The sequence below is a fragment of the Pseudomonas inefficax genome (assembly GCF_032164165.1).
Classification (GTDB): domain Bacteria; phylum Pseudomonadota; class Gammaproteobacteria; order Pseudomonadales; family Pseudomonadaceae; genus Aquipseudomonas; species Aquipseudomonas inefficax.
Genome location: NZ_CP134401.1, coordinates 3464724 through 3477508 on the forward strand (window position 1 = coordinate 3464724; position 12785 = coordinate 3477508).

11 protein-coding genes and 1 tRNA gene are annotated in these 12785 nt (G+C 63.8%); 3 read left to right on the plus strand and 9 right to left on the minus strand.

Going from position 1 to position 12785, the window contains the following annotated elements; genetic code table 11:
* Window positions 1-9 precede the first annotated feature (9 nt).
* The 3 genes from RIN61_RS15595 to RIN61_RS15605 are packed head-to-tail and all read left to right on the plus strand — an operon-like array spanning window position 10 to window position 3636.
* Window positions 10-1530 (plus strand): efflux transporter outer membrane subunit, encoded by a 1521-nt coding sequence (locus RIN61_RS15595; RefSeq protein WP_313852733.1) that lies wholly within the window; start codon window positions 10-12, stop codon window positions 1528-1530.
* The gene (locus tag RIN61_RS15600; RefSeq protein ID WP_112251977.1) at window positions 1527-2624 is read left to right on the plus strand and encodes an HlyD family secretion protein; all 1098 of its coding nucleotides are present in this window, start codon (window positions 1527-1529) and stop codon (window positions 2622-2624) included. The genes RIN61_RS15595 and RIN61_RS15600 overlap by 4 nt, the downstream gene beginning before the upstream one ends.
* Window positions 2614-3636: a DUF2955 domain-containing protein gene (locus RIN61_RS15605; protein WP_313852735.1), complete on the plus strand. Its 1023-nt coding sequence runs from the start codon at window positions 2614-2616 to the stop codon at window positions 3634-3636. The genes RIN61_RS15600 and RIN61_RS15605 overlap by 11 nt, the downstream gene beginning before the upstream one ends.
* 89 nt (window positions 3637-3725) lie before the next feature.
* On the opposite strand, the gene RIN61_RS15610 is transcribed toward RIN61_RS15605, so the two are convergent.
* The 9 genes from RIN61_RS15610 to RIN61_RS15650 form a co-directional block, all read right to left on the minus strand.
* Window positions 3726-5438, minus strand: a complete 1713-nt coding sequence (locus tag RIN61_RS15610) for a SulP family inorganic anion transporter (protein WP_112251979.1) — start codon at window positions 5436-5438, stop codon at window positions 3726-3728.
* A gap of 184 nt (window positions 5439-5622) precedes the next feature.
* A complete protein-coding gene (gene ychF, locus RIN61_RS15615) occupies window positions 5623-6723 on the minus strand; it encodes a redox-regulated ATPase YchF (protein ID WP_016713314.1) in 1101 nt (366 codons plus the stop codon).
* Between the two features lie 24 nt (window positions 6724-6747).
* On the minus strand, window positions 6748-7332 hold the full coding sequence (gene pth, locus RIN61_RS15620; protein WP_009686183.1) for an aminoacyl-tRNA hydrolase: 585 nt from the start codon (window positions 7330-7332) through the stop codon (window positions 6748-6750).
* Window positions 7333-7411: 79 nt separating this feature from the next.
* On the minus strand, window positions 7412-8005 hold the full coding sequence (locus RIN61_RS15625; protein WP_112251980.1) for a 50S ribosomal protein L25/general stress protein Ctc: 594 nt from the start codon (window positions 8003-8005) through the stop codon (window positions 7412-7414).
* Window positions 8006-8126: 121 nt separating this feature from the next.
* Window positions 8127-9068, minus strand: a complete 942-nt coding sequence (locus RIN61_RS15630) for a ribose-phosphate pyrophosphokinase (protein WP_003247410.1) — start codon at window positions 9066-9068, stop codon at window positions 8127-8129.
* Window positions 9069-9115: 47 nt separating this feature from the next.
* Window positions 9116-9190 (minus strand) — tRNA-Gln (locus RIN61_RS15635).
* A gap of 20 nt (window positions 9191-9210) precedes the next feature.
* A complete protein-coding gene (gene ispE, locus RIN61_RS15640) occupies window positions 9211-10071 on the minus strand; it encodes a 4-(cytidine 5'-diphospho)-2-C-methyl-D-erythritol kinase (RefSeq protein ID WP_112251981.1) in 861 nt (286 codons plus the stop codon).
* A 3-nt stretch (window positions 10072-10074) separates the two neighbouring features.
* Window positions 10075-10692 carry a lipoprotein insertase outer membrane protein LolB gene (gene lolB / locus RIN61_RS15645; RefSeq protein ID WP_085626905.1) on the minus strand — a complete coding sequence of 206 codons (618 nt, stop codon included), beginning with the start codon at window positions 10690-10692 and terminating at the stop codon, window positions 10075-10077.
* A 4-nt stretch (window positions 10693-10696) separates the two neighbouring features.
* Window positions 10697-12418: a tetratricopeptide repeat protein gene (locus RIN61_RS15650; RefSeq protein WP_112251982.1), complete on the minus strand. Its 1722-nt coding sequence runs from the start codon at window positions 12416-12418 to the stop codon at window positions 10697-10699.
* Window positions 12419-12785: the final 367 nt, after the last annotated feature.

Here is a 12785-nt window from a genome sequence, read left to right on the forward strand (position 1 = left end):
AGGACTGCCATGCCCGGACGCGTCTATGGTTGTGCACTGAGCCTGGTGGCCATGTTGGTGGGCTGCACTCAAGTGGGCCCGGACTTCCAGCCGCCGCAAGACCCATGGCTGGGCACCTGGAACACCCCGCTGCTAGAGCAGGCCGGGCAGCAGGCCGCGGCGCCCGACCTGCGCCAGTGGTGGACCGTGTTCGCCGACCCGGCGCTGGATGCCTTGATCGCCGAGGCCGATGCCAATAACAGCAACCTGCGCGTGGCCGGCTTGCGCATTGCCGAAGCCCGCGCCCAGTTGGCCATCGTGCAGACCGGGCGTTATCCACAGCTGCAGCAGCTGCGCGCCCAGAGCCTGTACCTGAAACAGGACCAGTCCGGTACTGCCACCGCTCGCGATTCGGTGTTCTGGCAATCCAGCGCGGGCTTCGACATCGGCTGGGAAATCGACTTCTGGGGGCGCTTCAGCCGCGCCATCGAAAGCGCCGACGCCGTCTACTTCGCCTCCCAGGCCAATTACGCCGATGCCTTGTTGCTGTTGCGTGCGCAGGTGGCCGACACCTACTTTGCCCTGCGCACCACCGAGGCGCGGCTGGATATCGCCGAAGAAAACGCCCGCCGCCAGGCGCGCAGCCTGGAGATAACCGAGCGGCTGTTCCGTCATGGCGAAAACGATGAACTCGACTGGCAACAGGCGCGCACCCAGTACCTGGCTACCCAGGCCACCATCCCCGAGTTTCTGAACCAGCTCAATGCCCTGCGCAACGTGCTGTGCTCGCTGCTGGGTCGGCCGCCCGGGCCGCTGCCACAGCTGGATGCCGGCCACGGCCAGTTGCCGTTGCCGGACCGTGCCGTGCTGCAGGGCGTGCCCGCCAGCCTGCTGCAGCGCCGCCCGGACATCCGCGCCGCCGAGCAGGCGGTGGCGGCGCAGTCGGCGCTGGTCGGGGTGGCCGAGGCTGATCTTTATCCACAGCTGAGCCTGCTGGGCAGCATCGGCTGGAGCTTTGTCACGGCCAATCACCTGCCCGATACCTTCGACATCGCCGCCGGGCCCAGCCTGATCTGGAATCCGTTCGACTACGGCCGCCGCAAGAACGCCGTGCGCGTGGAAGACGCCCGCTTGCAGCAACTGATCGAGTTGTATCACCAAGGTGTGCGCGAAGCCGCCCGCGAGGCCGACGATGCCGCCAGCGGGCTGGTGCGTTCGCTGCAGAGCGCAAGTATCCGCGACCAGGCCTCGCAGGCCGCACAGCGCTCGCTGAACCTGGCCAGCTCGCAGTACCGCGAAGGCTTTGCCGACTTCCAGCGCGTGCTCGACGCCCAGCAACTGCTGCTGCAGCAACAGGACGGCTACCTGGTCAGCCGCGGCAATGCCGTCAGCAGCCTGGTGACGCTGTACAAGGCCCTGGGCGGCGGCTGGGACGCCAGCCGCACACCGATCGACCCGGCCACCCGCCAACAGATGCAGCAACGCACAGACTGGGGCGAACTGCTCGACGAGCCGGGCCCCAGCGCCCATGCACAAGGTGAAACGAAATGAGCGACGCTACGCCGACGCCACCCCCGCCAGCCCCCGATCGCGGCATGCGCTGGGTGCTGCTGCTGATTGCCGTGAGCCTGCTGTGGTACCTGCTGGCCGACCGCTTCACGCCCTATACCCAGCAGGCCCGCCTGCAGGCCTACGTGGTGCCGGTGAGTGCCGAGGTGGCCGGGCAGGTGAAGCGTGTGGCGGTGGGCAACAACCAGGAAGTACGCAAGGGCGATGTGCTGTTCGAACTGGACCAGGAGCAATACCGCATCGCCCTGGCCCGCGCCGAAGCCGACCTGGACGCGGTACGCCGGCAGATCGGCGCTCACACCGCTGGCATCGACTCGGCCCAGGCGGCGCTGGTGGCGGCCCAGGCCAACGAGCGCAAGGCGCGGCAAGACGCCGAACGGCTCAAGCGCTTGATCGATGAAGACCCGGGAACGGTGTCGGTGCGCCGCCTGGAGGGTGCCCAGGCCACCCGCGACCAGGCTATCAGCCAGGTGGCGGCAGCCCGTGCCGAAGTTGAGCGGGCCCGTGAGCAGCAGGGCGGGGCGCAGGACGACAACGCCCAACTGCGCAGCGCGGCGGCCAATGTGGAAAAGGCCCGACTGGACCTTGCGCGCACTGTGGTACGCGCCGATGCAAACGGGCTGATTACCGACCTGCGCACCGACGTTGGCCATTATGTCGGTGCCGGCAGCCCGATGATGACCCTGATCGCCATCCATGACGTGTGGATAAGTGCCGACATGACCGAGAACAACCTCGCTCGGCTGCGCCCTGAAACCCCGGTACTGGTAGTGCTCGATGCGCTGCCCGGCACGGTGCTGAAGGGGCGCATTCGCAGCATCGGCTACGGCGTGAGCGTGGGCCAGAGTAATCCGCCGGGCACGTTGCCGACCGTGCAGAACAGCCGCGAGTGGCTGCGTTCTGCGCAGCGCTTCCCGGTGATCGTCGAACTGGAGCGTGACCAGTTGCAGGACAAGAGCGGTTTGCGGGTTGGCGGCCAGGCCGAAGTCATGGCCCTGCCAAGCGAGGGCAACCCATTGAACCTGCTGGGCCGGCTGTTCATGTGGCTGATGAGCTGGCTGTCGTATGCCTATTGAGCTGCGCCGCCTGCGCGCCCTGCGCCTGGCATGGGGCGTGGCGCTGTGCCTAGCGGTGAGTTTCGGCATCGGCCTGCCGGTGCCGATCCTGGCGCCGGTATTTGCGGTGCTGTTGCTGGCCATGCGCAGCCAGCCCTTGCCCCTGCGTGCGGCACCGGCCCTGGCGGTGCTGGTGCTGCTTGCCTGTGGCAGCGGGCTGCTGCTGATTCCGCTGTTGCGCCATGCCCCGGCGAGTGGGGTGTTGTTGGTGGGGGTTGGGGTTTTCCTGACCTTGCGTTATGCGCTGAAAGGCGGCAACGGCCTGCTGGCCAATTTGCTGGTGATCGGCCTGACCATGATTGCCGCCGCCGGCACCAGCGACTTCACCCTGGCGCTGTCGGTGGTCGAAGCGCTGGCCAAAGGCATGCTGCTGGCGGTACTGGGTAGCGCTGCAGCACATGTGCTGTTTCCCGAGCCGGCCGATGCGCCGGCACAACCGGCACCGCCTCTGCTCGATAGTGATCAGGTGAGCTGGGTCGCCTTGCGTGCCACGTTGATCGTCATGCCGGCCTTTTTGCTGGCGCTGATCGCCCCGGACCAGTACATGCCGCTGATCATGAAGGCAGTGAGCCTGGGGCAGCAGGCCGGCGAAACCCGCGCGCGGCATGCCAGCCGCGAGCTGATCGGCTCGACCTTGCTTGCCGGGTTGCTGGCGATACTGACGTGGGCCGCGTTGAGCCTGTTCGTGCACCTGTGGATGTTTTTCCTGTGGGTGCTGCTGTTCGTCCTTTGGCAGGGGCGCAGGCTTTACCGTGCGGTGGATACCAGGCAAAGCCCGGCATACTGGGTGAGTTGCCTGACGACCATGCTGATCTTGCTGGGGCAGTCGGTGCAGGACAGCGCGGGCGGGCAGGATGTGTATCGTGCCTTTGCCGTGCGCATGGCGCTGTTTCTGGCGGTGTCGGTGTATGCCAGTGCCATGCTCATATGGATTGATCGGCTTCGGACAAGGCGTGGGCTTGTTCGCGGGTAAACCCGCTCCCACAAGGATTGTGTGATCCCATGGGCAACGCCATGCCTGTGGGAGCGGGTTCACCCGCGAAGAGGCCAGTCCAGGAAAACCTAGGGCTTCCAGTCAACCCCACTCTCTTCCAGATAGGCATCCACCGCCGCACCGACAGTGGGATGAAACGCCGACTCCCCCATATGCTCGAACAACTCGAACCGCCGCATCTTGTCCTTTACCGGGTCCTTCATCTCGGCAAACTGCAACTCCACCCCCCGCGCCTCCAGCGCCCGGTCCAGCTCGGCCAGCATGTCCGCCGAGGTGATATCGATGCTGGTCACTGGCTCCGCCGCAATCACCAGCCGTTGAACCGGGGTAGGTGATGCGTCCACCGCCGCCATCACCGTGCTCTGGAACTGCTCGGCATTGGCAAAGAACAGCGGCGCGTCCCAACGCAGCAGCACCAGCCCCGGAATGCGTCGGGCCTGTGGATAACGCTGCACATCATGGTAACCGCGGGTGCCATCCACCCGTCCCAGCACCGCATGATGCGGCCGCCAGCCGTCCCACAGGAATTCGATCACCGATATCGCCACGGCAATGCAGATACCGGGAATGGCCCCGAATACCGCTACGCCGACGAAGCAGGTGAACGACAGCCAGAATTCCCATTGCTGCATGCGGAAGATGCGCTTGAGGTCGGCAAACTCGAACAGGCCCAACGCTGCGGCGATTACCACCGCCGCCAGGGCGCTGTTGGGCAGGTGTTGCATCAGGTTGGGCGCGACCAGCAGCAACAGGGTTACCGCCAGCGCGCCGATGATACCGGTAAGTTGGGTTTTCGAACCCGCCGCCTCGGCCACCGGGGTACGCGACGAGCTGCTGCTGATCGGGATGCCCTGGAACAGTCCGGAGGCCAGGTTGGCCACACCCAGGCCGAACATTTCCTGGTTCGGATTGACCGGCATCTTCATGCGCGCGGCATAGGAGCGCGACAGCACGCTGGTATCGGCGAACGACACCAGTGCCACCGCGATGCCGCCTAGCAATACTTCCACCAGGTCGATATCGTTGACCCAGGGGAAGACCAGGCTGGGTAGCCCCTGGGGCAGTTCGCCGAGCACTTTCACGCCTTGCTGGTCGAGCCCCAGCAGGCTCACCGCCAGCGTAGCCGCCACCACCGCAATGAGAATGCCCGGCAAGCGCTTGAACGGCTTGAGCAGCAGGATCAGCGCCAGGCTACCGCCACCGACTACGAAGCTTGGCCAATGGCCCTGGCCGGCGAGCAAGGCCTGGATCAGGTTCCAGGTATCCCGCAGCGGGCCCTGGCTGTCGACCGACAGGCCGAACAGTTTGGGCAACTGACTGATCAGCACCGTGAGGGCAATGCCATTCATGTAGCCATAGCGGATCGGCTTGGACAGCAACTCTGTGATGAAGCCCAGGCGCAGCAAACCGGCGATCACACAGAACGCCCCGGCAACCAGGGCCATCATGCTGGCGATGGCGATAGCCCGTTGCGGCTCGCTGGCGGCATATTGCACCACCACCGCCAGGATCGGCGCGGCCAGTGCCGAGTCCGGGCCCAGTACGAGGATGCGGCTGGGGCCGAACAGGGCATAGGCCAGCAGCGGGATGATGGTGGCGTACAGGCCATAGATTCCGGGTACGCCGGACGCTTCGGCATAGGCGATGCCCACCGGCACCAGCATGGTGGTGAGCACCAGGCCGGCGGCGATGTCTTTGGGTAGCCAGGCGGGTTGGTAGTGGAGCAGGGTGACCAGGCCGGGAAGCCAGCGTTGCCAGTCGAGGCGGGGTTTTTCGGGCATGATGCGCGCGTCCGGGGGAGGGTGCTGAATCACAGCTTAGATGCTGAATTCCGGGGCCGCTTTGCGATCATTTCGCGACACAAGGCTGCTCCCACAGGGGACGCGCGCCCTGCCAAATGCCAGAAAAAACAAAACCCCTTGAGGCGTTGGCCTCAAGGGGTTTGTGGGTACTGCAGGCTGGCGCTTAGACGTTGAAGCGGAAGTGCATCACGTCACCGTCCTTGACAATGTAGTCCTTGCCTTCCAGGCGCCATTTTCCGGCTTCCTTGGCACCGCTTTCACCCTTGAACTGGATGAAGTCGTCATAGGCCACCACTTCAGCGCGGATGAAGCCTTTTTCGAAATCGGTGTGGATAACCCCGGCTGCCTGCGGAGCAGTGGCGCCGACGCGGACGGTCCAGGCACGTACTTCCTGCACGCCGGCAGTGAAGTAGGTCTGCAGGTTCAGCAGCTCGTAACCGGCGCGGATCACGCGGTTCAGGCCAGGCTCTTCCAGGCCCAGGGCCTCGAGGAACATGTCCTTCTCTTCACCGTCGTCCAGCTCGGCGATTTCCGCTTCGATCTTGTTGCACACCGGCACCACTACCGCGCCTTCTTCCTCGGCGATGGCCTTGACCACGTCCAGGTGCGGATTGTTGTCGAAGCCGTCTTCGGCCACGTTGGCGATGTACATGACCGGCTTGCTGGTCAGCAGGTGGAAACCGCGAATGACCGCCTTGTCTTCGGCGCTCATGTTCTTCATCAGGCTGCGCGCAGGCTTGCCTTCGGTGAAGTGCGGGATCAGCTGTTCGAGGATGGCCTTCTGCGCCAGGGCTTCCTTGTCGCCGCCCTTGGCGTTGCGGGCAACCTTCTGCAGTTGCTTCTCGCAGCTGTCGAGGTCGGCGAAGATCAGTTCGAGGTCGATGATCTCGATGTCGCGCTTGGGGTCGACGCTGTTGGAAACGTGGATCACGTTCTCGTCTTCGAAGCAGCGCACCACGTGGGCAATGGCGTCGGTTTCGCGGATGTTGGCGAGGAACTTGTTGCCCAGGCCTTCACCTTTCGAGGCACCAGCCACCAGGCCGGCGATGTCGACGAACTCCATGGTGGTCGGCAGGATGCGGTTTGGCTTGACGATTTCAGCCAAGGCATTCAAGCGCGCATCGGGCATCGGCACGATGCCGCTGTTAGGCTCGATGGTGCAGAAGGGGAAGTTCTCCGCCGCGATGCCAGACTTGGTCAGGGCGTTGAACAGGGTGGACTTGCCGACGTTGGGCAGGCCGACGATGCCGCAATTGAAACCCATGGGTATTCCCCTCTCTAAAGGAAATCAGGCCTTCTGGCTGTGCAGCTCGCGCATCGCCTTGGCAAAGTCGCCGGCAAGCACGTCCGGCAGCACGCCGAGGGCAAAATCGATGCTGGCGTCGAGCTTCTCCTGCTCGGCGCGCGGCGCGCGGCCCAGGACGAAGTTGGAGACCAGTTTGGCGTCGCCCGGGTGGCCGATGCCAAGCCGCAGGCGGTGGAAGTCGTTCTGGTTGCCGAGCTGCGCGATGATGTCGCGCAGGCCGTTGTGCCCACCATGGCCACCGCCGCGCTTGAGCTTGGCGACGCCCGGAGGCAGGTCGAGTTCGTCATGCGCCACCAGGATCGCCTCCGGCTTGATGCGGAAGAAATTGGCCAACGCCGCCACGGCCTGGCCGCTGCGGTTCATGTAGGTGGTGGGGATCAACAAACGAACGTCGTTGCCCTGATGGCTGAATTTAGCCGTCAGGCCGAAATACTTTTTGTCAGCGGTCAGCGAAACGCGCTGGGCGCTGGCAATGCGTTCAACGAAAAGAGCCCCTGCGTTATGCCGGGTCTGTTCGTATTCGGGGCCGGGGTTACCCAGGCCGACGATCAACTGGATGGCGGTCACGTCAGGGGCTCTTCCTTGGAGTTGGTGGGTTACAGGGCGCGCGGCACTGTAACCCGATCAACGCCGGCGTGCGAGTGGATTACTCGGCAGCGCCTTCTGCTTCTGGAGCAACGCGTGGAGCGTGAACGTTGGCAACAGCTTTGTCATCACCGTGGGCCAGAGCTACGAACTCTACGCCTTTCGGAGCTTTCAGGTCCGACAGGTGGATGATGGTGCCGATTTCAGCGTTGGCCAGGTCGACTTCGATGAACTCAGGCAGGTCTTTGGCTTCGCAGGAAACTTCGATCTCGGCTTCTACGTGGGAGATCTCGCCGCCTTTCTTGACCGGGGCTTCTTCGTTGATGAAGTGAACCGGTACCTTGGCGGTCAGTTTCTGGCCAGCAACGACGCGAATGAAGTCGGCGTGCATGATGAACTGCTTGGCTGGGTGACGCTGCATGGCCTTGATGATGACGTTCTGCTTGACGCCGTCAACGTTCAGCTCGATTACGTGGCTGAAGGCAGCTTCGTTTTCGAACAGCTTGGTGATTTCCTTGGCCAGGATGGTCAGGGACTGAGCTTCCTGGTTACCACCGTAGACAACGGCTGGGATGTTCGCGGAGTGACGCAGGCGGCGGCTCGCACCTTTCCCCAGGTCAGTACGCGCTTGGGCGTTCAGAGTGAATTCGGTCATTTTGTTTCTCCAAAATAGCCCCCCGAGGGCGTTTGCGACCAGCGCCAACGGGGATGGCAAAAAAGCCCCGCCCCAACAACCAGTGTTGGGGCGGGGCGCTTTTCGTCAGCGTGTGTTCCGCTTAGCGGAACATCGCGCTGATCGATTCTTCGTTGCTGATGCGGCGGACCGCTTCAGCGACAACCGGTGCGATATCCAGCTGGCGGATACGGTCACAGGCTTGAGCAGCGGCGGACAGCGGAACGGTGTTGGTCACCACCAGCTCGTCCAGTACCGACTTCTCGATGTTCTCGATCGCGCGGCCCGACAGGACAGGGTGCGTGCAGTAGGCGTAAACCTTGGCAGCGCCGTGTTCTTTCAGGGCTTTGGCCGCGTGGCATAGGGTGCCGGCGGTGTCGACCATGTCGTCTACCAGGATGCAGGTGCGCCCTTCGACGTCGCCGATGATATGCATGACCTCGGAGTGGTTAGCCTTCTCGCGGCGCTTGTCGATGATACCCAGGTCGACGCCCAGGGACTTGGCGACGGCACGTGCGCGCACGACACCACCGATGTCCGGGGAGACGATCATCAGGTTCTCGAAACGCTGGTCTTCGATATCGTCGACCAGTACGGGCGAGCCGTAGATGTTGTCGACCGGGATATCGAAGAAACCCTGGATCTGGTCAGCGTGCAGGTCGACGGTGAGTACACGGTCGATACCTACGACAGTGAGCATGTCAGCGACGACTTTGGCGCTGATGGCTACACGTGCCGAACGCGGACGGCGGTCCTGGCGGGCGTATCCGAAGTAAGGAATCACGGCGGTGATTCGGGATGCTGAGGAGCGGCGGAAGGCGTCGGCCATCACTACCAGTTCCATCAGGTTATCGTTGGTCGGGGCACAGGTCGGCTGAATAATGAAGACGTCTTTACCGCGGACATTCTCATTGATCTCAGTGCTGATCTCGCCGTCGGAGAACTTACCGACAGAGACGTCACCGAGAGGGATATGCAGCTGACGTACGACACGCCGAGCCAGATCGGGGTTAGCGTTCCCCGTAAAGACCATCATCTTGGACACGCGCAGTACCTGAAGGCTGAGGGTAACCTGGATGAGTATAAGGAAAATGGCAGGGGCGGCTGGATTCGAACCAACGCATGGCAGGATCAAAACCTGCTGCCTTACCGCTTGGCGACGCCCCTGTATCTGTTGCTGCGAACGCTTATGCGCTCGACTTCTTGACCAGACTTTGCAGCTTGCGATGCAACATCGAAACGTTGCTTCCTTTCGCCACAAACCCTGTTTGGGTCGCTGAAAGAAGGGCCAGAACTTTATCAGCTTCGGCTTTGCTTGGGAAGGCCCCAAACACACAACTTCCAGTACCGGTCAGTCGAGCTTCAGTGAACTTACCCAGTGAATTCAACGCATTGCGAACTTCCGGGTAACTCTGCTCTACCACCGGTTGGCAGTCATTTCGACTGTTTCCCTCGGGAACGGGGCGCATCTTAAGGGGGAGCGAATCACGTGTCAACTGTGGATGTGAAAAAATTTCTACTGTGCTGACAGACACTTGCGGCACAAGCACGACATACCACGGCTCTTCCGGGTCGACCGGGGTCAATTGTTCACCCACGCCCTGGGCGAACGCCGCGTGGCCGCGCACGAAAACCGGTACGTCGGCGCCCAGGCTCAGGCCCAGGGTGGCCAGGCGGTCTTCGCTCCAGTCCAGTTGCCACAGGTGGGCGAGGGCCAACAGGGTAGTGGCGGCATCCGAGCTGCCGCCGCCGATGCCGCCGCCCATGGGCAGCACCTTGCTCAGCCAGATGTCGGCGCCCAACGTCGTGCCCGATTGTTCCTGCAGCTTGCGCGCGGCACGCACGATCAGGTTGCTGTCGTGCGGCACCGCCTCGATTTCGGTATGCAGGCGGATCACGCCGTCGTCACGCACGGCGAAGCTCAGCTCGTCGCCGTGATCGAGAAACTGAAAGACGGTTTCCAGCTCGTGGTAGCCGTCCGCGCGGCGGCCGATGATGTGCAGCCAAAGGTTGAGCTTGGCCGGGGCGGGCAGGGTAAGGGTCTGCATGTATCAGTGCCCCAGCTGGCGCGGCTGCCAGTCCTTGACCACCAGGGTCACGTCGAGGTCCTTGCCGTGCAGCTTCAGGCGCTCGGGCAGCCAGTAGCCGTTCTGCTCCGTGTAGCTCAGGTACTGCACCTGCCAGCCATCCTGGTCGAGGCTGGCCAGGCGGCTGTCGCCGTCCAACGTCAGCTTGCTCTTGCTGTCGGGAGCGGGCAGGCCGCGTACCCACCAGACCAGGTGCGAGACCGGCAACTGCCAGCCCAGTTGCTCTTCCAGCAGGGCTTCGGGGCTTGGGGCCTCGTAGCGGCCCTGGTTGGCGACTTCCAGTACCACGCTGCCGGGGCGACCGGTCAGGCGTGCGGCGCCACGGCCCAGCGGGCCGGCCAGGCGGATGTCGTAGTAGTCCTGGCGTTGCAGCCAGAACAGCGTGCCACTGCCGGAGTCGCGCGGGGCACGGATGCCGACCTTGCCGTTGATCTGCCAGCCATCGAGGCTGCTCAGCTGCTCTTTATGGGCGCGCCACTGCTGCGGGTCGCCGTGGCCCTGCAGGGCCTCGCGGCTACCGAAGCCGGCACAGCCGGCGAGCAGGGCGATCAGGGTGAAGGTAATGCAATGGCGCAGGAACATGGCGTTAGAGAGTCTCGGATCCGGTCAGGCGCAGGAGGGTCTTGCGCAGGATGGGGCTGTCGGCCTGGGCTTCGAAGCCCTTGGCCCAGACCTGGCGGGCTTCGCGTCGCTTGCCGTTGGCCCACAGCACTTCGCCCAGGTGGGCGGCCACTTCGTGGTCGGGGAAGCTGGCAAAAGCCTTGCGCAGGTAGGTTTCAGCCTCGTCGAGGTTGCCCAGGCGGTAATTGACCCAGCCCAGGCTGTCGAGTACCGCCGGGTCGTCGGGGGTCAGCTGATGGGCCTTGTCGATCAGCGCCTTGGCTTCGCTGTAGCGGGTGGTGCGGTCGGCCAGGGTATAGCCGAGGGCGTTCAGGGCCATGGCGTTTTCCGGCTCGCGGGTGATGATGGCACGCAGGTCTTTTTCCATCTGCGGCAGGTCGTCACGCTTTTCGGCCAGCATGGCGCGGGTGTACAGCAGGTTGAGGTCGTCCGGGTAGCGCTGGATGGCTTGTTGCAGCACCTGGCTGGCCTGAGTGTCCTTGTTGTTGTTGCTATAGCTTTCCGATTCGATCAGGAACAGCTGGATGGCGTAGTCCGGCTGGGCTTCGCGGGCATCGGCGAGCAGGCGCGAGGCTTCGGTACCACGGCCGTTGGCAATCAGGATGTCGGCCTGGCGCAGTTGCGCCGGCAGGTAGTCGGGGCCGGGGCCGACCAGGGCGTATTCACGCAGGGCGCCTGCAGGGTCGTGGCGCTCCTCGCGGATGCGGCCCAGGTTCAGGTGTGCGGCGTCGACGTTGCTGTCGCGTTCGATCAGCTCCTGCAGGTAGCCCTCGGCTTCATCCCAGTCCTTGTTCTCCAGGCACACCAGGGCCAGCGAATAGCGCAGCTCGTCGTCCTCGGGGTATTGCTGGACCAGGCTGAGGAACTCGCCCTTGGCATCGGCGATGCGGTCCTGTTCGACCAGGGTGCGGGCGTAGGTCAGACGCAGGCGCTTGTCGTCCGGGTTGTCGCGAATCGCCCCGCGCAGCAGTGGCAGGGCCTCCGGGCCACGGTCCAGGGCTTGCAGCAGGCGCGCGCGCAGCAGGATCGGGGCGATTTCGCCGTTTTGCGGCGGGTGCGACTCGAGCAGCTCCAAGGCTTCTTCGGCCTTGCCGTCCTGGTTCAGCAGCAGGGCCTTGCCGAACACCAGCTGGCTGTTGTCCGGGTACTTCACCAGCAGCCGCTCGAAGCTTTGCAGCAGGCCGTCGCGGGTGCTCTGGTCGGTTTCGGCGGCGGACAGGGCGAGGAAATCGAAATGGGTGTCGCCCTGGCCTTGGAGGACTTTTTCCATGTACGTCATGGAGTCGTCATAGCGGCCTGCGCGGGCCAGCTGGATGGCAGCGGCGCGCTGGGCGTCGAGGTTCTGCGGGTCGTTGCGGGCCCAGACCAGCGCGTTGTCCAGTGCCGGTTCGTCGGCGCCGAGGTATTCGGCAATGCGGTAGGCGCGCTCGGATACCCCTGGGTCTTGGGTTTTCGCGGCCTGGTCGGTGTAGTTGGCCAGGGCGATGTCGAAGCGATTGCGCTGGCCAGCCAGCTCCGCCACCAGCAGGCTATAGAGCGTGTCCTGCTTGAACGAGCCATACACCACGGGCTTTTCCACCTCGCTCTTGCCGGCCTCGGCGACGGGAGGCTCGGCTTTTTGCGGGGCCAGGCTCTGGCAGCCCTGGAGCAGGGCGAAGGCAAGCAGCAATGCGTATGGTTTGTTCATAGAAGGCTTTGAGAGGACTCACCGGCGGTCGGAGCATGATGACACAAGCGCGGGGGCAAACCCACCTGTGCTGTGGCTGGTTAACTGCGACCTTTGAGGGGGGGAAGGGTTCCGGGCAGGTTGGTTGTGCCGGGTGTATGGCTTGACACTTTCTGCGCCTTTGAGATCGAGCGCCGCCCGCGCGGCGCTTCGCGGGACAAGCCCGCTCCCACATTTGTTGCAACGTACCGAACTTGTCAGGCCATGGTTGCCCGCCTTGTTGGCCCGACTCGATCTCGAGGTGGACACATCCGCCGCCCCACCTGTCTTAAGACATGCCCCAAAGCTGGCAACGCCTCTCCAACAGACATGGCCACGTTGCAACAAA